The organism is Paraliobacillus ryukyuensis, assembly GCF_003315295.1.
GTDB classification, from domain to species: Bacteria; Bacillota; Bacilli; order Bacillales; family Amphibacillaceae; genus Paraliobacillus; species Paraliobacillus ryukyuensis.
Genome location: NZ_QNRI01000001.1, coordinates 131,199 through 149,144 on the forward strand (window position 1 = coordinate 131,199; position 17,946 = coordinate 149,144).

Consider the following 17,946-nt stretch of genomic DNA (forward strand, 5'->3'; position numbering starts at 1 on the left):
ATTACTTCGTTTAGATCGTTTGAATTAATTGAAACATAGGATACAAAAGTGACATATAAATGAATATGATACTAGTAGCCATCATGACGAAAAAAGTAGGTTGTATCCAAGCTATTATTTTTTTTGTTTTATTTTGCATTTGTTCCAGTAAATGATCGGCGAAACCTCTCATGTCTTTAGCTAATTCTTCCACATTATTGTTCTTAAAAAAGATTGTCTCTAAATCAGGTGCTAATAAATGAAGAGAGGGTAAGATATGCTCAATACTTAGACCACCGGCTAAGTGGTCGATTAGCATATTACTGTAATAACGGATGATTTGATAATGCGATTGTTGTGTTAGAACTGTTAAACTTCTTTTTAATGAAAGTCCGGATTGTAGTAGTGAACTGAGGTGGAGTGTGAATAAAAAAGTAGTGTAGGTTTGAGCGAATAGTCGCATAATTGGAAGACGCTGATAGATAGTAATAATTGTTTCAACATTACAATGCCTTTGCATCAATAACCAAGTTAATGAAGTAAGCGCGATAAGTAACGTACCAATTATTAATGCATGGAAAAATAGTTGAATAATTTGCAATGCCAAGAGAGTGATATTAGATACATAAGCAGTAGAAGCGAAGAGCTGCATAAAGGCTGGAAAAACATAGCTTTTAATAAAATAAAGTAAACTGATAAACAGAAGGAACAGGACAACAGGATAGCGAATAGCTTGTTTGAATTTAATCCATAATTGGTTGTTTTGTTCAATTAGTTGAATACTTTGTTTAAGTGCCTTACTCATGTTTCCATGCGCATTAGCGAAATATAAAAATGAAACGACCTTATTATCAAACTTTGCTTGTTGTAATGCATCATCGATTGACTTGCCTCGCTTTAAAGCACCCATTAGATGATTTATCTGTTCTTTCCAAGTAGCATTCCATTTCATTGCATTGAGCGCGTCAATAAGCGAGTAATCTTGTTCTAATAAACGAGTTAATCGAATGAGAAATTTATTTTGTTCGCTTGAGCTCAATTTTTTGAATTTACTTTTCTTTGCTAAATCCATATGCATAAGCTTTCCTCCTTAATTTCTCAAAAGTATAGAAGAGTTTGTTACTCTCAGATGTTTGTCCGTTAATTGCCTCGTGTAATAAATCACCATCTAACAATTCTAAGATGGCCGCACGTGAAATATCTTGTTCATTTAAAATAATGGGAAGTAATTCTATTGCTGCTACTGCAATCAAACTTTGATCAAGATCTGTGATAGGGATACCCATTTCTTTTAATCGATAAATTGTTCCAAATGCATTCTTTGCGTGCAAAGTAGAAAGGACCAGGTGTCCGGTATAGGCGGCATGAAAAACAAATTTAGCTGTGTTTTCATCTCTGATTTCACCCACCATAATAATATCAGGATCATGGCGTAAAGCAGCTTTTAATCCGACTTGATAACTTAAACCACTTTTTTCATTTACCTGAACTTGTAAAAGATCCTTGATTTCTTTTTCAATTGGATCTTCTAAGGTAATGGTTTGATAAGATTGCTCTTCTAGCAATGATTGCAATAATGCATATAAAGTAGTTGTTTTGCCACTTCCGGTAGGACCAGTAAACAAAATAACACCGGAGCGATGACGGATCCATTTTTTAATTTTGTTTAATTGGTATGGGAATAAACATAAGCGATTAAAGGAAATATTGTCATCCTGTGGAAGTAAGCGAATGGCTAAACTCTCAGATGGGTGAACAGGTAGGGTGGAGATGCGTAGTGAAATAAGTCGTTTGTGATAATAAAATGTTAGTGCACCGTTCTGAGGTTTTCGTTTCTCGCCAATATCCATTCCAGAGGAGAACTTGTAATAGCTTAATAAATGCTCATATTGTGGCACACTTATTTCATGATGAAAATGTCTTTTTCCATGGATTCTAAAATAAATTCGGACGATTTTATTGGTTGGACTGAAATGAATATCTGATGCGTAAAGGTCTAAAGCACTATTTAACAATTTTGTTGAAAAACGGTCAATCGAATTCATAATGGCTTTTCCTCCTTGCAAAAACTATATAAAGTTTTTGAGCAAAAATCAATATCTTGACTCACTGAATAAAAAATCAAAAATAGATATTTTACAGAAATAGTAATATTGTTTTTAATGTTTAGCAGATCAAAAATCGATTTTCTTACATCTTGTTTTATAGGAAAATTTTTTTTGTTAATATAATTGCAAGATAATTCATGCTATAATGTACAACATGTAATTGCTAATTGGAGAGGTTTATGATGGAGAGTATTTATTTAATTGGATTTATGGGAAGTGGAAAAACAACAGTGGCTCATGAACTCGCAAAAAGATGTGGAGCTGCTGTTCAAGATACGGACCGCATGGTAGAGATTAATTATGAATTATCTATCAAAGAGATATTCGCTGCGTTTGGAGAAGATACTTTTCGAGCGTATGAGCATCAAATGTTAATAAACACAAATCCAGCAAACACGATTGTATCAACTGGTGGGGGCATCATTGAAAGTCAGCAAAATATAAATTGGCTTTCTACCCATCAAGTGATTTACTTAAAAACAAGTTGGTCAGAAATTGTTCGTCGTCTCCAACATGATAAAAATAGACCAATTTGGAACGATCAAACGAAAGATAAATTAGCATTATTAAATGCTAGGGAGGAAAAGTACTTACAAGCAAGTAAATATGTTATCCAAACAGATGAGAAAAACCCAAAAGAAATTGCTAATGAAATTGTTAGACTTATAAGAATAAATAAATAGGCAATCCTAGACATAAAGGAGCTGATTTTATGTCAGGAAATGATTTAGTTAAATATGTTACCAAAGAATTAGTGAAATATGCTGATATGACAAAAGAAGAGAAAGAACGAATGAGAGAGCAACGAAAAGCGGAAAAACAGCAAGCTCAATTTTATTTATCGAACAAATGGTTTGGCTTACTGCCTTTTTCTATTCGAACATGGGCAAACAAGAAAAGAAAGAACAGATCTTTGTAAAACCAGTTATGTATTTAATATTTGGAATGTAGTTGGTTGAGTGATGAAAAACAATCCTCCATTGACAACGGATAATTCAATTTTAGGTTGATACAGTGCTTCAATGGATGCCAACTCTTGTTGATAATGATTTTGATAGTCATTATCTTCCGTTTGATAAAATTCTTGAAGTAGTGTTTTCTCTTCGTTCATTTTGTTCCATGCATCGACAGCCCATTGATGCGATTCTTGTTGAATGTGTTCTTTCATCAATTGTATGATGCGTTGGTAACTGTGTTTAACATGAATCAAGGGCGTTAAGGTATAACAAAAATCAGAAATTTTTATGTCCCAGTTGATGTGCCTACAATGGTCAATCATTTGATTAACCATTGCGCCATTGATCATATTAATGCCAATAGACTTTAATATTTCTTTTTTCACTGTCCCTATGTAACTTATTTTCACGTTTAAGACGAACCATGGAACCAGTGGTGTGTGTTGATTTGTATCGACAGATTGATACAGCTTAGCATATTTTCCTTTGTCAGCTAATATTTCCATAATTTTTTGTAGTCTTGGGCTGCCGAAGTGGATAAATTCATATTTGCTATCTTCGTTTGGATCTACGGTTAAATGTAGGGATGTGGCTTCCCCCTGTAATCCCATTTTTTTGACATATTGCCAGTAAAACGGTCTATTCATCAGTTGTTCATCTAACTCTGGAGATAGTTGAATATCTAATGTGGTTTTTGATTGGTTTGTTATTTGACTATTATTTTCCGAAAAGAAAGTATAAAGGAACTTATGAAGATTCTCGATTCCCATAATTATTCTCCTGTTCTTTTTGTCCTAGATTGTTAACGATAACAGAGGATAAATTATCTAATTTAATTTTAATTTCCCCTTCAGAAACGGACTCTTTGAAAATTTGCTCTACTTCTTTATCAATATGCGACAAATCCAGTTCAGCCAATATGGCATCTAAATCTCCAATAATTCGTTCGAAAAGCCCAATCTTATTGTATAGTAATTGTAGAATATGTGCTTCGATTGTATGTTCGATTGCAAAGTTATAGATATGCACATCTTTTGTTTGTCCGTAACGATGAATACGACCAATTCGTTGTTCTAGTCTCATAGGATTCCAGGGTAGGTCATAATTTATCATATGTTGGCAAAACTGCAAGTTAATCCCTTCTCCGCCCGCCTCTGTAGCAATTAATACTTGTGCATGGTTTTCAAACAATTGCTTCATCCAGTCTTTTTTTCCTCTTTTAAAGCCACCACGAAATGGGACAGAAGTGATACCATGTTGTTTTAAAAACCACTGCAAGTAAACTTGCGTTGCTCGATATTCTGTGAAAATAATGCATTTTTCGTTATTAAACGATTGAATTAATTCTACAACTTTAATCGCTTTTGCGTGATTTGGTAAAGTTTCAATTTTTTCTAATAAAGATAAGTAATCTTTTTTTTGATTTTGAACTTGCTCTTGGTTTTTCTTTATCGATAAGTAGCATGCTTCTCGCGATGAGCATAACTCACGTAAATAAGTAATTTTGGCAAAAGAAGCATAATCATCAGTTATATTCTGTAACATTTGATATGCTTCTTTTTCCTCTTGTGAAAACGAAATCAGTACAGTTTCTACATTTCGATTCGTCCACTCTAATCCTGTATCTTTTCTTCGATTACGTACCATTACTTGTTTTATTAACTGTTTTAAATGGGCATCATTTTCAAGTGTAGTGTTACGTTTGCCGAATTTCTCAGAAAATGTTTTATAATCTCCTAAATATCCAGGTTTTAACAAAGATACTAAATTGAAGATATCGCTTAACTTATTCTGTACCGGGGTTGCGGTTAATAATAAAAAATATTTTTTATTTAAAGCTCGAACAAACTGATGATTCTTCGTTTTATGGTTTTTCAATTTATGTGCTTCATCTACTAACACAAAATCATATTGTTGCTCCAGTATAATAGACTGGTTTGGTTCTCGTTTTGCCATGTCAATGGATGTAATCATAATATTATCTTGGTCCCAAATAGGTTTTTTTCGCGAGGTAACAACGGGTAAATAAAATTTTTGGGTGAGTTCGGTTGCCCATTGGTTTACAAGGGAAGCTGGGACTAATAAAAGTGCTTTTTTTACCAACCCTCGAAGCATGTATTCCTTTAAAATTAATCCGGCTTCAATGGTTTTTCCAAGACCAACTTCATCTGCTAAAATTGCACGCCCATTCATTCGATGTAGCACTTGTTTAACACATGCTAATTGATGGGATAAGAAATTTACATGGGGTAATAAATGTGGCGCTTGTAAATCATGGAAATTTTTAATTTGTTTTGATTCGGCTACTTGATAGGTTGAATAAAATAACTGCCAGTTTGCAAAAGAACGATCTTGATCTAACTTCTCTACGAATACTGGTAAGAAGTCTTGATCACTTTGTATTTCAATATTCATTTTACCAACCTCCATGCTGATTGAATATAAAATTAAAGAAACAAAATCTTGAACGATTCGTACTAAGCTAATTATTAATTGTTGTTAAAAAGAAAGACATTATCACAAGCTTTAAAAAATGGTAATAATACATAAAGCTTCTTTTTAAAAAGATACTTAAAAATAAACTACCCTAAAATTAGCTGTACTATACAGACACAAACATTATAATGAGAAAATTAAAACCGATCAAAGGAACATGTTTATCGAACAGAAAAGCAGACGGGTGTTTTAAAAAAACACCCGTCTGCTTTTAATAACTTGCTTTTTTTGCTTTTTTGATTTTGCCTGTCCACTTCTTGAAGCCGCCTTTTAGCTCATAAAGATCCTTGTATCCATTTTTATTTAAAATCATCGCCGCACGACCCGTTCTAGTCCCACTTTGACAATATAGGTAAACAGGCTGATCTTTTCGTAATTCATTCATTCGTTGCTTTAATTGCGTTAGAGGAATATTTCGTGCACCTAAAATATGGCCACCATCAAATTCTTTCGGTTCTCTCACGTCTATCAATTGAGCTTTTCGATACCCTTGACGGAATTCCTCCTCGTTCAACGTTTTAAGAATTTTATTTTGTTTCACATATCTGTAAATACTAAAGATAATAAACACAAATAATATCCCTATTATGATGTACCAATCTAATGTCATAATCTACTTCCCCTTTTTCATACAATCTTTTTATATTATATGATGATTATAACATGATTTAAATAGAGAATTCTATAATTGCTAATTTAAAGTTAAGTTTTGGGAAGGTCTATTTTATTGCTGAAAATTCTGTTACTGTAATCGCTTGTAACAATAAGAAAACTGTTGTATCCTTTTATTAAAGGAACTTTGTGGATGTAGAATTGGAGAGGATTATTATGCCAACACCTAGTATGGAAGACTATATTGAGCAAATATATATATTAATTGAATCAAAAGGGTATGCGAGAGTATCAGACATAGCTGATGCCCTTGACGTTCATCCATCCTCCGTTACAAAAATGGTTCAGAAGCTAGATAAAGATGAATACTTAAACTATGAAAAATATAGAGGATTGATTTTAACCCCTCAAGGTAAAAAAATTGGAAAACGTTTAGTTTATCGTCATGAATTGCTTGAACAATTTTTAGAACTAATCGGAGTAAATCAAGAAAATATCTATCAAGATGTGGAAGGAATCGAACATCATTTAAGTTGGAATTCAATCGATCGCATTGGAGATCTTGTACAGTATTTAGAAAAACACCCAAAGACCATAGAGTCATTAAGACAATTACACAAGGAAGCTGACGAAGTATAGTATTTTAAGTTAACCAAAGGTAAGTGAATAAACAGAACCAAAGACCGAATCGTTTCTGAATATATTCAGTTAGATTTGGTTTTTTTAATGGTTTAATACTTTCAATCAAGTTCTGTACTGTTTTTGAAACTTATTTATTTTTTATCCGTATTAGAAGTAGAGAATTTAATTAAAGGGGAAGATAAATATGCTAGGCCCGTTACTAACAACAGGATTTTCATTTATTGCAACACTGCTTATTGTTTTATTTATGGCGATAAAGCAAAAAGCATCATTCAAGCAAATCAAGCATGGTTTCTTTTTACTTGTTTTCCTATTTATAATTTTTTATATTTTTATTTACTTTTTAATGCCAAGTATCATTGTACCTAACATTATACTGTCCAATATAATCGTAGGTATTATCAGTATACCGTTAATGTATTTTTTATTAGGGAATAAACTTGTTTATAAAGCAAAAGAAATAAAAACTGTTACGTTTATAGGAACCATACTTGTACTAGCTTTACCAGTTATTTATATCTATAGCTTATTTACACTAGACAATGTACATGACTCAATTAATACCGAGATGAAAGATCAGGCAGAACCGCTAAGTAAAGAAGATACGCCAATTGCAGTCGCACCAGAATCCGCTCGAAATAAAATGCAAAAAGCAATGAGTGTAGTCCCTAATCCACAATTTTATGACTTAGGGAAGCTACAAGTACAAAAAATAGGCGATGAAATTGTTTATGTTGCCCCATTAGAGTTTACAGGTTTCTGGAAATTCATTCGTGGTCAAGAAACAGAAGGATATTTTACGATTTCTGCTACTAATATTAACGCTCAACCTGAGTTTGTTGCAGAAAAAATGCAATATACAAATTCGAGCTATTTGAATAAAAACGTTCAACGTACAATCTACAATAAGTATCCACAGTATGTGCAAAGTGGTACAGCACAAATTGAAGTGGACGAAAATGGAAAACCATGGTATGTACAGACCTTATATTTAACGATGAATGTCACTGATAAACCAGATTTAAACCAATTAAAAGTAGCTGTAGTTGATCCTGCGACCGGAGATGTTTCGTTACATGATACGGATCAAGCACCTGATTTTATTGATGGATCAGTAAGTTCTGAGTTGGCTTCAACGGAAAATACCTACTTTGGTAAATATGTGCACGGTTGGTTTAATAGTATGTTTGGTAAGAAAGATGTTCGAGTACCAAATGAGTCAGGCACAGAGAAGAGTGTTACACCAATTTTTGACGAGAGTGGTGACATGTATTATTTCACGGACATGACTTCACCGAAGGAGAATATTGATTCCGCACTTGGTTACACCATGATCAATGCAAGAACAGGAAAACTAACCTATTACAATGGCGATATGAATAATGGAATCATGGATAGTGAAGGTGCGAAACAAATTGTAAACAAAGAATACCCAGAAAAAAATTGGGAAGGTTCGATGCCAATCCTTTATAATATAGATGGCAATGCAACATGGGTGGTAAATGTATTGGATCCAAATGGATTATTTAAACAATATGCCTATATTAATGCAGCAGATTCTGATTTTGTCGTGTTTGGTGAAACGGCAAGTCAAGCGTTAGCAAGTTATCGTCTTGCCTTACAACAAAACCCAAGTGCTGTTGGTGCGAGTGATCAAGTTCAGCCAGAAAATGTGCAAGGTACGGTTGATCGTGTGCTTGTTACGTCTACTGACGATGTTCAAATTGTTCGATTCTTATTAGAAAACGATCCAGTTATTTATACAGTTAGCACAACTATTGAACCCAAAGCAATTTTTATGACTAGCGGAGATGATGTTGAATTACAAGCAAAAATTCGTGATGGAGCAACAGGGTCGGTAGAAAGTATAGAAATTGAAGGTCTTACAAATTAAAAAATAGTTCTAAAAACACCATCGCTCCTCTATAGATAAACTGTAGAGGAGCGATGTTATGAAAATTGATGGTGCATTTTCAGGTGGGGGTGTTAAAGCATTTGCTTATATGGGTGCACTTGAAGTGTTAGAGGAAAAAGGTTTTGAGTTTGTTCGGGTAGCAGGGTCTTCTGCGGGAGCAATAGTTGCTGGTTTTTTGGCGGCTGGATATTCGAATAAGGATATCCAAAAGATATTTATGGATGTAGACTTAAAGGAGTTTATGGATAATTCATTGTTAGAAAAATATATTCCTATAATAAAATGGCTTTCTCTGTACTTTACTATGGGATTGTATAAAGGAAAACGCTTTGAAGATTGGCTATATAGCATGTTGGGACAAAAACAAGTCTACACTTTTGGCGATATTTCGGCTGATCGTTTGAAAGTAATTGTTGCTGATCTATCATTAGGAAAAATTGTTGTTATCCCTGATGATTTAGAACGTATCTATCATCTGTCACCAGAGAATTTTTCTGTTGCGAAGGCAATTCGTATGAGTGCAAGTCTTCCTTACTTTTTTCGTCCAGAAAAATTGCTCAACCGTGATAACGAAAAAAGTATCATTGTGGATGGAGGGGTGCTAAGCAATCTTCCATTGTGGTTATTTGAACAAAAAAAATCAAAACGAGTGCGACCACTATTGGGAATGAAGTTAACTGCTCCTGCTGATCAGATCCCGCCAAAACAAATAACAAATGCATTAGATTTAACTAAAGATTTAATTAATACCATGCGAATAGCGCATGATAATCGATATATATCACAAAGGTACCAAGGTGATATCTTGTTTTTACCAGTAACACATGTCAAAGTTTCTGCATTGAATGTGTCGATGGAAGAAAAAAAACATTTAGTTGCTTTTGGTAGAGAAAGAACAGAAGCCTTCTTGAAAAAGTGGTCAAAGTAAAGATCGCCTACTAAAACGTAGCGCGATCTTTTCTTTTAGACTTTTTACCGTCAATCACTCGTAGGTAAGGTGCATCTTTATGGTTACGATGTTTGTACGTCTTTATCTTTCCTTGCTTTGTTGGACGAGTAGTACTAGATTGACTAATTCTTCGTTTCTTTGATTGTTTTACAGCTTTTTTATATTTCTTTAATTCATTCGTATTTCTTTTTCGAAGGAAGAGAAAATAGATTGCGCCGTATATAAGTACCATTGTTCCGAGAATCATTAATATGGTAGAAAAAAATGTTTGTGTATTAGTTAGTAATTGGCTTCCGAATCCAAGTAATGCAATAGCGATTAAAAGATAAGACCAAGCTGGTAGACGTTTTTGAAACATATGTTTCATCCTTTCTAAACATAAGTTTATTCTGTTTATTCCCGTAATTTCACTTTTACAATCTATAATTTATTCATTAGTATGGCAATCTTAATAATTAATATACTAGAAAGTGATTTTTATTGTATATAGATTGCAACAAAAGCATATTTCTCATCAATTGGGTCATTCTATATCATAGAGGTGATAAATATGAGTTCAGATCAACAATTAGAACAAAATAAACGAGAACAACCTGTTTCTATTATATTTAAAACATTAATGACGGGCTTTGTTGGAGGTATCCTTTGGAGCTCGATTGGATGGTTGATGAATTATTTTAATTTCACAGTGTTTTCTCCCGCATCATTTATTATTCGATCTTGGTTACATGCAAAATGGACTTCGAGTTGGCTAGCTGAAATTATATCCGTTGTCATTATTGGATTAATTTCATTGTTTGTCGCGTTAGTTTATTATTTTATTCTTCGTAAGGCACGCGGACTATGGCCAAGTATCATTTTTGGATTATTATTATGGGGAATTGTATTTTATGTCTTACTACCAATCTTCCCAAACATTAAACCAGTTCAACAATTGAATAGTGACACAATCGTGACAACAATCTGTTTATATTTATTATACGGTATATTTATTGGATATTCTATTTCATATGACTATTTAGATAGTATTACAAAGAAAAATATATGATAACAAGAAAGTTGAACAAATAAACAAATAAACATATTTATGATACACTGATAGAAATCATTAAAATTGAAATGTGTTTGATTTAGAAAGGAAGGAATAGAATGGGGAAAATTGAGCAAATCAGAAGTGCTTTACTGGAAAATGATTTGGATGCATTATTAATTACCAATGCGTATAACAGAAGATATATGACTGGATTTACAGGTACTGCTGGAGTAGCATTGATCACAAAAGAAGAAGCATTATTTATTACAGATTTTCGCTATACCCAACAAGCTGCAAAACAAGCGTCTAATTATAATATTATAGAACATAAGCAGCCACTAACAAAGGAAGTTGCAAATCAACTTTCCCGTATGGGAGTTCAACGAGTTGGTTTTGAAAAAACAGACCTTACATATGCTTTATATGAGCAATACAAAAATGAAGCCGAAGTAGAATGGATTCCAACCACTGGATTGGTAGAGAAGCTTCGTTTAATTAAAACAGAGGAAGAAGTAGCCACTCTAAAAGAAGCGGCTAGAATTGCAGATGCAGCTTTTGACCATATTCTAACTGTAATCAAGCCAGGTGTCCGAGAGATTGAAGTCTCGAATGAACTTGAATTTTTTATGCGTAAGCAAGGGGCAACGTCATCTAGTTTCGATATCATTGTTGCGTCAGGTTATCGCTCTGCCTTACCACACGGTGTTGCATCTGACAAAACAATTGAATCCGGTGAGTTGGTTACGTTAGACTTTGGCGCGCTATACAATGGTTATTGTTCAGATATTACTAGAACTGTCGCAGTTGGCGAGATATCTAACGAATTAAAAGAAATCTATAATACGGTATTACAAGCGCAACTACGAGGGGTAGAGGGCATTAAGCCAGGGATGACTGGTAAAGAAGCAGACGCACTAACAAGAGATTATATTACAGAAAAAGGATATGGCGACTACTTCGGACATTCTACTGGACATGGCGTAGGCTTAGAAGTTCATGAAGGTCCTGGACTTTCTTTTAAAACAAATCAATCCTTAGAAAAAGGCATGGTTGTAACTGTAGAACCAGGTATCTATATTCCAGATGTTGGTGGATGCAGGATTGAAGATGACCTTCTTATCACAGAAGATGGCAATGAACGCTTGAATCATTCACCAAAAGAACTTATTATATTATAGGACACAACTTACGTGTATGGTAAGAAGTATTGCAATAGTTTGGGGAGGAAATAAATTATGATTTCAGTTAATGATTTTAAAACAGGTCTAACAATTGAAGTAGATAATGGTATCTGGACAGTGGTTGAATTTCAACATGTGAAGCCTGGTAAAGGTGCAGCGTTTGTAAGATCAAAGTTACGTAATTTGCGTAACGGAAATATTCAAGAGAAAACTTTCCGTGCAGGTGAAAAAGTAAACCGAGCACATATTGACAATCGAAAAATGCAATATTTATATGCATCAGGTGACATGCATGTGTTTATGGATACGGAAACGTATGAACAGGTTGAATTGCCAGGTAACCAAATTGAATATCAATTAAAGTTTCTAAAAGAAAATATGGAAGTAAATATTATGAGTTATCAAAGTGAAACAATCGGCGTTGATTTACCAAATAACGTTGAACTTGAAGTAACTGAAACGGAACCTGGAATTAAAGGAGATACAGCGAGCGGTGGTACGAAACCAGCTACCCTTGAAACAGGTCTAGTAGTTCAAGTCCCGTTCTTTATTAATGAAGGGGATGTACTTCTAATAAATACGAGTGATGGCAAATACGTATCACGTGCTTAAGTTTTCTATCGCTTGAATCGCTTGACTAAAGAGTTGTCTTTTTAAAGACAGCTCTTTTTTATTCACATAGTTTTGCTAAAGCTATCACCTTTAACTTCATTTGCTTAGATGAAAATATTTATAATACAACAGCTGTTTTAATCATAACAAGGATAGACAAGCATACAATGAATAATAAAAGGAGTACTAGAAAAGGAAGAGTAAAATGATAGAAGAAATTCTAAGGTTATTTTCGCCCCCGCTAAAAAAACATTTGCAAGTTAAACTGAAAAATCGCTGGAAAAGTATTCAAGAAATTCGTATAAGGGTAAATCAACCAGTAGAAATCGTATTTAATTCAGAAACAGAGTGGCTTTCGGAATTTATTGTTACGAAAGAGGATGGGGTGTATTTGTTGAATCAAGTTTCTCAATTTTCCTTATATCGAATGGAAGAAGAATTAAAGCATGGTTATGTCACTATTCAAGGCGGACATCGCGTAGGTTTGGCTGGAAAAGTAAATACCGAAGCTGGAAAGGTCAAAGCAATCAAAGATATCACGTTTTTTAATATTCGTATCGCTAAAGCAAAAATAGGGGTTGCTACACCATATATAACCTACTTATACGAGGGGAATTATTGTAATACGTTAGTAATAGGTCCCCCTCAAACTGGTAAAACAACGTTATTACGGGACATGGCAAGGTTAATTAGTTCAGGCTGGAAACAAGTAGAACCGATGAAAGTTGGTATTGTAGACGAAAGATCTGAAATCGCAGGTTGTGTGAATGGAGTTCCTCAACACAATGTCGGGATGCGTACAGATGTTTTAGATGCTTGTCCAAAAGCAGAAGGTATGATGATGCTAATTCGTTCGATGTCTCCAAGTGTAATTATTGTTGATGAAATTGGAGGCGACAAAGATGTTTGGGCTATTCAAGAGGCGTTGCATGCAGGAGTGAAAGTTATATGTAGTGTTCATGGTGACTGCTTGCAGGACATCTTGAAAAGAGATTCACTTCAGCCACTTTTTCGTTCTAAACAATTTGATCGATTTGTTATTCTCCAAAAATCGAAACAACCAGGAGACATTTCAGAGATATTAACAAACCAGGGGGAGAACATCATCCAGAAGGTAGGTTATAAAAAAAATGAAATGGATTGGAGCACTACTATGTGTAGTGGCGACAACATGGATCGGATTTCACATCGCATCCCACCTAAACGATCGTCCGAAGCAAATTAGACAATTAAAAAGTGCCCTGCAAATACTTGAAGCAGAAATTGTATATAGTCGTGCGACATTGGTAGAAGCTTTTAACCAAGTAGCTAAACAAACAAATCGGCCGATTGCTTCTTTTTTTGAATCATTGTGTCTTGAACTAAACAATAATATTGCTAACTTACCAATGGTATGGAGTGAAAAAGTGAAAGGTTTAATTAACAATAGTACTTTAGGAGTTTCAGAAAAAGAAATATTAGAACAGTTTGGACAAACATTGGGTCAACATGATATAACGCAGCAAATAAAATACATTCAATTAGCACAAACCCATTTACAACGAATACTAGAGAATGCGTTAGATGAACAACATCGTTATAGTAAGATGGTGAAAAGTCTTGGTTTCTTAGCAGGTTTATTTATCGTCTTACTTCTAATCTAGAAAGGAGTTAAACGATGTATCAGGATGCTTCGATTATATTTCAAATAGCAGGAATCGGGATTATTGTTGCTTTAATCAGTACTATTCTTAAACAGATGGGAAAAGAGGAATATGCGCAATTTGCTAGTATTGTTGGCTTTATTATTGTGCTTCTATTCGTGGTAAACGGCATTTCAGATTTTTTTCAAGAAATTAAGTCCGTTTTTCTATTCCAAGGATAATAGATAATGATAATTGTTCAAATTATCTCGATTGGGATTGTTGCAAGTTTATTAATTATCTTAATAAAAGAACAAAAGCCAACATTTGCACTGTTTCTTGTTATTCTCACATCTGTTGTCATTTTTTCATTTATTATCGACTATATCGCTGTCGTATTTGATCTAATTCATTCTATAAGTAAGCGGGCAAACATTAACGATATGTATCTTGATACAATTTTACAAATTATCGGTATAGCGTATGTTACTGAATTTGGTGCGCATATCACAAAAGATGCAGGTCTAGCTTCCATTGCAGCAAAAATTGAATTGGCAGGTAAACTATTTATTATCGTATTAGCCGTGCCAATTATATCTGCTGTTATTGAAACAATCATCGATTTTTTACCGCAATAATGAACAAGGCGGGGTACCAAAATGAAAAGCTATTTAAAAGTAATACTTTTTTTATTTATCATTTGCAGTGGATGCCTGATGATTAAACAGCAAGTATTGGCTTCAACCGGTGATCAAACACAAGCAATCGATCAATCTAATAATCAAATATTAAATGACATATCGCTACAAGAGACAAGTGAATTTTGGGAACAAGTTGGAGATGATTACGGCGCTTATTTACCTGAATTAGAAAATGTATCTTTTCGTGATTTTCTGCAAAACCAAAGCGCCTTATCACTAACCGATTGGCTAAAAGCAATTGTTTCCTTTTTTAGCTATGAAATACTAGCAAATGGAAAATTACTTGGAACTTTAATTGTTCTTTCCCTTTGTTCAGTGGTTCTTCAAATGATCCAAAATTCATTTGAATCAAAAACGATAAGCAACGTCTCAAACCTAGTAGTGATTTTAGTTTTATTTATTTTGGCCATGCATAGTTTTGAAATTGTTGCTTCTTATACAACAGAAACCGTTACACGCATGCAGGATTTTATGTTAGCCCTTTTGCCTTTAATGCTAGGATTGATGGCATCTTTTGGTAGTTTGACAGCAGTTGCTTTTTTTCATCCAATTATCGTTTCTTGTATGCATTTTACGGTTTTATTAATTTCTTATGTTATTATTCCTCTTTTTTTTATCTCAATCATTTTACAGATGGTAAGTACACTTAATGAATCATTTCAAGTAACAAAATTAGCAGAATTATTAAAAAATGCAAGTTTAACTATTTTAGGAGTAGCCTTAACTATTTTTTTAAGTGTTGTCTCGGTTCAAGGAGTGACCTCAGCAATTCAAGATGGTGTAGCTATGAAAACAACTAAGTTTGTAACAGGTAATTTCATTCCAGTAGTAGGTAAACTTTTTACTGATGCAACAGATACGGTGTTAAGTGCATCACTTTTATTGAAAAATGCAGTTGGGATCGTAGGGGTTGTTATTCTTATTGTAATTGTCCTATTTCCAGCGGTGAAAATATTTGTTATAGCGTTTATTTATAAATTGACAGTCGCGATGTTGCAACCACTCGGGGACGGTCCAATTTTAAAATGTCTAGATATTATGAGTAAACATATTTTATATTTGTTTGCTGCTCTATTATCTGTTTCATTCATGTTTTTTTTAATGATAGTCATCATTGTAGCTGCGAGTAATATTACTTTAATGCTTCGGTAATAGGAGGGACGGTTGTACATATGGAATTTTTAGTTGCTTGGGTCACCAAACTCATACTCTTTTTATTTTTAACATTAATTCTTGAAATGCTGTTGCCCCAAACAGATTTACGAAAGTATGTGCATACAGTGATGTCCCTATTATTTTTATTAATGTTGTTGCATCCACTATTTCAACTTTTTCATGTTGATGTTAATCAAGTTGTCTCGCAGTCCTTTAATAGTTTTAACCAAGAAGTCAATGAAAAACAATTAGAAAAAAACATAGAATCGAAGAAAAAAGAAATACAAGCCTCTCAAGATGCATATATTGTAGAAGAACTGATTGTCCAAATGAAAAATCAAGTGAAAGAGGAGTTGGTGGAAGAATATCATGTGCAAATAGCAGACATACAGCTGCAGTTTTTCGCTGATAAAAGCATAACACCTGAAACATTAAAAACAGTGACGGTGTATTTACATTTACAAGAACCTAATACAGGACAATCTGAGATTAAAGAGGTGGTTATCGGAAACAATCAATCGTCTACAGAAGAAACAATTACAGATAATATTATACAAGAAGTTAGCCAATTCTTAGCAGATCAATGGGAAATTGATGCAGATCAACTAGAGATTATTCAGAAGGGAGAAGTATAATGGAGAACCCTTTCAAAAAAATCTTTTCAATGTTGAAGTTAAAAACAAAAGATGGAACTAAACCAACAAAAGTTGGTTATATCCTAATTATTGGATTAATCGGTATCTTGGTACTACTGGTTGCTAATATGTTTCAAGGTCAAACAACTACACAAAAACCGCAAACTTCATCGAATCAAATGAGAGAAGATTTGGGGGAAGAAACATTTTTACAAGAAGAAAAAAAGACATCAAATCTCGATGAAGTGGAAAAAGAGTATGAAAGTGAATTGCAAGCATTGCTTGAAAAGATTGATGGTGTGTCTGGGGTAGAGGTAATGGTCAATTTAGATGCTACGCAGAAGCAAGTGTATGAGAAAAATTTAATTGTCGGGACGCAAACAACAGAAGAAACGGACCAAAACGGGGGAGAAAGAAAGATAGAAGATACTTCGGAAGAAAAACAAGTGGTCATTGTTCGGCAAGGAGAGGAAGAGGTGCCATTATTAATTCAAACCAAGCGGCCAGAAGTAAGAGGGGTACTTGTAGTTGCACAAGGCGTTAACAATTTAGAAATCGAACAGTGGGTCACAGAGGCAGTGTCTCGTGTACTCGATGTACCAGTTCATCGCATTTCCGTAATGCCAAAAAATAAAGGGGAGGAATCCTAATGTTAAAAAAACAAACCGTATGGCTGTTAACAATGCTAAGTTTGATGATCGTTTTGAGTGTGTATTATATGAATCAGAATGCGAATGGCGATTTGGCGTTTATTAATGATGATTTGACCGAAGAGGAAACTACTACAGGAAATGTAGATGGTTCCACAGAAGACACAGTGACAGAAGGTACAGATATTGTCACAGACACCACGGAGGGCACAGCAAGTGAAACAGATGACTTATTCACAACGATTCGAATGGATGTAGAAGAATCAAGAAGTGTTCGAATGGAACAGTTAGAGGAAATTGTTGCTTCTAGCGCTACGTCTACTGAAGAGAAGAATGAAGCTTATGATGAAATGGAACAAATTGATCAGCTTTCCTCTAAAGAATTAATTGTTGAAGAAACGTTAAAAGCTGATAAAGGTTATCAGGATGTACTTGTTCGCACTGAGGATGAAGATGTTATTGTTACGGTGAAAGCAGATGAACTTTCAGATAGTGAAGCTAACAATATTATGCAAACGATCTATGATGAATTTGGCAACAAGAATGTAGAAGTTAAATTTCAACCGAGCAACTAGCTTAATTATTTTAACTATTTTATTAACATAATTCTATCAAAAAGGCTTTCGCTCTTTCATTGGCGGTAGCCTTTTTCATTTTATTAAAGTCAACTGAGATGAAGTTAAATTTTTCGCTAATATAG

At 34.0% G+C, this 17,946-nt stretch carries 22 protein-coding genes; 16 read left to right on the forward strand and 6 right to left on the reverse strand.

Going from position 1 to position 17,946, the window contains the following annotated elements; translation table 11 throughout:
* Positions 1-10: 10 nt before the first annotated feature.
* Positions 11-1,057, reverse strand: a complete 1,047-nt coding sequence (locus DES48_RS00730; RefSeq protein ID WP_113866047.1) for a type II secretion system F family protein — start codon at positions 1,055-1,057, stop codon at positions 11-13.
* Positions 1,029-2,024, reverse strand: coding sequence for a competence type IV pilus ATPase ComGA (comGA, locus tag DES48_RS00735; RefSeq protein ID WP_113866049.1), 996 nt, complete (start codon positions 2,022-2,024; stop codon positions 1,029-1,031). The genes DES48_RS00730 and comGA overlap by 29 nt, the downstream gene beginning before the upstream one ends.
* A 242-nt stretch (positions 2,025-2,266) precedes the next feature.
* Here comGA and DES48_RS00740 point away from each other — a divergent pair, with 242 nt between their 5' ends.
* Together DES48_RS00740 and DES48_RS00745 are read left to right on the forward strand one after the other, a co-directional pair.
* The gene (locus DES48_RS00740; protein ID WP_113866051.1) at positions 2,267-2,770 is read left to right on the forward strand and encodes a shikimate kinase; all 504 of its coding nucleotides are present in this window, start codon (positions 2,267-2,269) and stop codon (positions 2,768-2,770) included.
* A 29-nt stretch (positions 2,771-2,799) separates the two neighbouring features.
* Positions 2,800-3,006 carry a YqzE family protein gene (locus DES48_RS00745; protein ID WP_079708517.1) on the forward strand — a complete coding sequence of 69 codons (207 nt, stop codon included), beginning with the start codon at positions 2,800-2,802 and terminating at the stop codon, positions 3,004-3,006.
* Positions 3,007-3,012: 6 nt separating this feature from the next.
* Here DES48_RS00745 and DES48_RS00750 read toward each other — a convergent pair whose 3' ends face one another.
* From DES48_RS00750 to DES48_RS00760, 3 genes are all read right to left on the reverse strand, one after another.
* A complete protein-coding gene (locus DES48_RS00750) occupies positions 3,013-3,813 on the reverse strand; it encodes a YqhG family protein (protein ID WP_113866053.1) in 801 nt (266 codons plus the stop codon).
* Positions 3,791-5,458, reverse strand: a complete 1,668-nt coding sequence (locus DES48_RS00755) for a DEAD/DEAH box helicase (RefSeq protein WP_113866055.1) — start codon at positions 5,456-5,458, stop codon at positions 3,791-3,793. The genes DES48_RS00750 and DES48_RS00755 overlap by 23 nt, the downstream gene beginning before the upstream one ends.
* Before the next feature lie 292 nt (positions 5,459-5,750).
* Positions 5,751-6,149, reverse strand: coding sequence for a rhodanese-like domain-containing protein (locus DES48_RS00760; protein ID WP_079708520.1), 399 nt, complete (start codon positions 6,147-6,149; stop codon positions 5,751-5,753).
* 218 nt (positions 6,150-6,367) lie between these two features.
* On the opposite strand from DES48_RS00760, the gene mntR reads away from it, so the two are divergent.
* The 3 genes from mntR (at position 6,368) to DES48_RS00775 (ending at position 9,636) form a co-directional block, all read left to right on the forward strand.
* A complete protein-coding gene (gene mntR, locus DES48_RS00765; protein ID WP_113866057.1) occupies positions 6,368-6,790 on the forward strand; it encodes a transcriptional regulator MntR in 423 nt (140 codons plus the stop codon).
* A gap of 187 nt (positions 6,791-6,977) precedes the next feature.
* Positions 6,978-8,687 carry a DNA-binding protein gene (locus DES48_RS00770; RefSeq protein WP_113866059.1) on the forward strand — a complete coding sequence of 570 codons (1,710 nt, stop codon included), beginning with the start codon at positions 6,978-6,980 and terminating at the stop codon, positions 8,685-8,687.
* A gap of 58 nt (positions 8,688-8,745) precedes the next feature.
* Entirely contained in the window at positions 8,746-9,636 is an 891-nt protein-coding gene (locus tag DES48_RS00775; protein WP_113866061.1) for a patatin-like phospholipase family protein, read from the forward strand.
* Between the two features lie 10 nt (positions 9,637-9,646).
* Here DES48_RS00775 and DES48_RS00780 read toward each other — a convergent pair whose 3' ends face one another.
* On the reverse strand, positions 9,647-10,015 hold the full coding sequence (locus tag DES48_RS00780) for an SA1362 family protein (RefSeq protein WP_079708524.1): 369 nt from the start codon (positions 10,013-10,015) through the stop codon (positions 9,647-9,649).
* A 192-nt stretch (positions 10,016-10,207) separates the two neighbouring features.
* Here DES48_RS00780 and DES48_RS00785 point away from each other — a divergent pair, with 192 nt between their 5' ends.
* The 11 genes from DES48_RS00785 (at position 10,208) to DES48_RS00835 (ending at position 17,821) form a co-directional block, all read left to right on the forward strand.
* Positions 10,208-10,705: a YqhR family membrane protein gene (locus DES48_RS00785; protein WP_079708525.1), complete on the forward strand. Its 498-nt coding sequence runs from the start codon at positions 10,208-10,210 to the stop codon at positions 10,703-10,705.
* 101 nt (positions 10,706-10,806) lie between these two features.
* Positions 10,807-11,868 carry a M24 family metallopeptidase gene (locus tag DES48_RS00790; RefSeq protein WP_113866063.1) on the forward strand — a complete coding sequence of 354 codons (1,062 nt, stop codon included), beginning with the start codon at positions 10,807-10,809 and terminating at the stop codon, positions 11,866-11,868.
* Positions 11,869-11,925: 57 nt separating this feature from the next.
* Positions 11,926-12,483: an elongation factor P gene (gene efp, locus DES48_RS00795; protein ID WP_079708527.1), complete on the forward strand. Its 558-nt coding sequence runs from the start codon at positions 11,926-11,928 to the stop codon at positions 12,481-12,483.
* A gap of 208 nt (positions 12,484-12,691) precedes the next feature.
* Positions 12,692-13,708, forward strand: coding sequence for a stage III sporulation protein AA (gene spoIIIAA, locus DES48_RS00800; RefSeq protein WP_245911269.1), 1,017 nt, complete (start codon positions 12,692-12,694; stop codon positions 13,706-13,708).
* The gene (gene spoIIIAB, locus DES48_RS00805) at positions 13,644-14,126 is read left to right on the forward strand and encodes a stage III sporulation protein SpoIIIAB (RefSeq protein ID WP_245911249.1); all 483 of its coding nucleotides are present in this window, start codon (positions 13,644-13,646) and stop codon (positions 14,124-14,126) included. Before spoIIIAA ends, spoIIIAB begins: the two co-directional genes overlap by 65 nt.
* Positions 14,127-14,140: 14 nt before the next feature.
* On the forward strand, positions 14,141-14,347 hold the full coding sequence (gene spoIIIAC / locus DES48_RS00810; protein ID WP_079708530.1) for a stage III sporulation protein AC: 207 nt from the start codon (positions 14,141-14,143) through the stop codon (positions 14,345-14,347).
* A 6-nt stretch (positions 14,348-14,353) separates the two neighbouring features.
* Entirely contained in the window at positions 14,354-14,743 is a 390-nt protein-coding gene (spoIIIAD, locus tag DES48_RS00815) for a stage III sporulation protein AD (protein ID WP_079708531.1), read from the forward strand.
* Between the two features lie 21 nt (positions 14,744-14,764).
* Positions 14,765-15,958, forward strand: coding sequence for a stage III sporulation protein AE (gene spoIIIAE, locus DES48_RS00820; protein WP_113866065.1), 1,194 nt, complete (start codon positions 14,765-14,767; stop codon positions 15,956-15,958).
* 20 nt (positions 15,959-15,978) lie between these two features.
* Positions 15,979-16,596, forward strand: a complete 618-nt coding sequence (gene spoIIIAF / locus DES48_RS00825; protein WP_079708533.1) for a stage III sporulation protein AF — start codon at positions 15,979-15,981, stop codon at positions 16,594-16,596.
* Positions 16,596-17,246 carry a stage III sporulation protein AG gene (gene spoIIIAG / locus DES48_RS00830; RefSeq protein ID WP_113866067.1) on the forward strand — a complete coding sequence of 217 codons (651 nt, stop codon included), beginning with the start codon at positions 16,596-16,598 and terminating at the stop codon, positions 17,244-17,246. Before spoIIIAF ends, spoIIIAG begins: the two co-directional genes overlap by 1 nt.
* Entirely contained in the window at positions 17,246-17,821 is a 576-nt protein-coding gene (locus DES48_RS00835) for a SpoIIIAH-like family protein (RefSeq protein WP_113866069.1), read from the forward strand. The genes spoIIIAG and DES48_RS00835 overlap by 1 nt, the downstream gene beginning before the upstream one ends.
* The last annotated feature ends 125 nt before the right edge of the window (positions 17,822-17,946 follow it).

What these genes read in the sequence shown, in the direction of transcription:
- DES48_RS00730 (WP_113866047.1), bottom strand. Translation starts at nt 1,057, where the DNA reads ATGCATATGGATTTAGCAAAGAAAAGTAAATTCAAAAAATTGAGCTCA.
- comGA (WP_113866049.1), bottom strand. Translation starts at nt 2,024, where the DNA reads ATGAATTCGATTGACCGTTTTTCAACAAAATTGTTAAATAGTGCTTTA.
- DES48_RS00740 (WP_113866051.1), top strand. Translation starts at nt 2,267, where the DNA reads ATGATGGAGAGTATTTATTTAATTGGATTTATGGGAAGTGGAAAAACA.
- DES48_RS00745 (WP_079708517.1), top strand. Translation starts at nt 2,800, where the DNA reads ATGTCAGGAAATGATTTAGTTAAATATGTTACCAAAGAATTAGTGAAA.
- DES48_RS00750 (WP_113866053.1), bottom strand. Translation starts at nt 3,813, where the DNA reads ATGGGAATCGAGAATCTTCATAAGTTCCTTTATACTTTCTTTTCGGAA.
- DES48_RS00755 (WP_113866055.1), bottom strand. Translation starts at nt 5,458, where the DNA reads ATGAATATTGAAATACAAAGTGATCAAGACTTCTTACCAGTATTCGTA.
- DES48_RS00760 (WP_079708520.1), bottom strand. Translation starts at nt 6,149, where the DNA reads ATGACATTAGATTGGTACATCATAATAGGGATATTATTTGTGTTTATT.
- mntR (WP_113866057.1), top strand. Translation starts at nt 6,368, where the DNA reads ATGCCAACACCTAGTATGGAAGACTATATTGAGCAAATATATATATTA.
- DES48_RS00770 (WP_113866059.1), top strand. Translation starts at nt 6,978, where the DNA reads ATGCTAGGCCCGTTACTAACAACAGGATTTTCATTTATTGCAACACTG.
- DES48_RS00775 (WP_113866061.1), top strand. Translation starts at nt 8,746, where the DNA reads ATGAAAATTGATGGTGCATTTTCAGGTGGGGGTGTTAAAGCATTTGCT.
- DES48_RS00780 (WP_079708524.1), bottom strand. Translation starts at nt 10,015, where the DNA reads ATGTTTCAAAAACGTCTACCAGCTTGGTCTTATCTTTTAATCGCTATT.
- DES48_RS00785 (WP_079708525.1), top strand. Translation starts at nt 10,208, where the DNA reads ATGAGTTCAGATCAACAATTAGAACAAAATAAACGAGAACAACCTGTT.
- DES48_RS00790 (WP_113866063.1), top strand. Translation starts at nt 10,807, where the DNA reads ATGGGGAAAATTGAGCAAATCAGAAGTGCTTTACTGGAAAATGATTTG.
- efp (WP_079708527.1), top strand. Translation starts at nt 11,926, where the DNA reads ATGATTTCAGTTAATGATTTTAAAACAGGTCTAACAATTGAAGTAGAT.
- spoIIIAC (WP_079708530.1), top strand. Translation starts at nt 14,141, where the DNA reads ATGTATCAGGATGCTTCGATTATATTTCAAATAGCAGGAATCGGGATT.
- spoIIIAD (WP_079708531.1), top strand. Translation starts at nt 14,354, where the DNA reads ATGATAATTGTTCAAATTATCTCGATTGGGATTGTTGCAAGTTTATTA.
- spoIIIAE (WP_113866065.1), top strand. Translation starts at nt 14,765, where the DNA reads ATGAAAAGCTATTTAAAAGTAATACTTTTTTTATTTATCATTTGCAGT.
- spoIIIAF (WP_079708533.1), top strand. Translation starts at nt 15,979, where the DNA reads ATGGAATTTTTAGTTGCTTGGGTCACCAAACTCATACTCTTTTTATTT.
- spoIIIAG (WP_113866067.1), top strand. Translation starts at nt 16,596, where the DNA reads ATGGAGAACCCTTTCAAAAAAATCTTTTCAATGTTGAAGTTAAAAACA.
- DES48_RS00835 (WP_113866069.1), top strand. Translation starts at nt 17,246, where the DNA reads ATGTTAAAAAAACAAACCGTATGGCTGTTAACAATGCTAAGTTTGATG.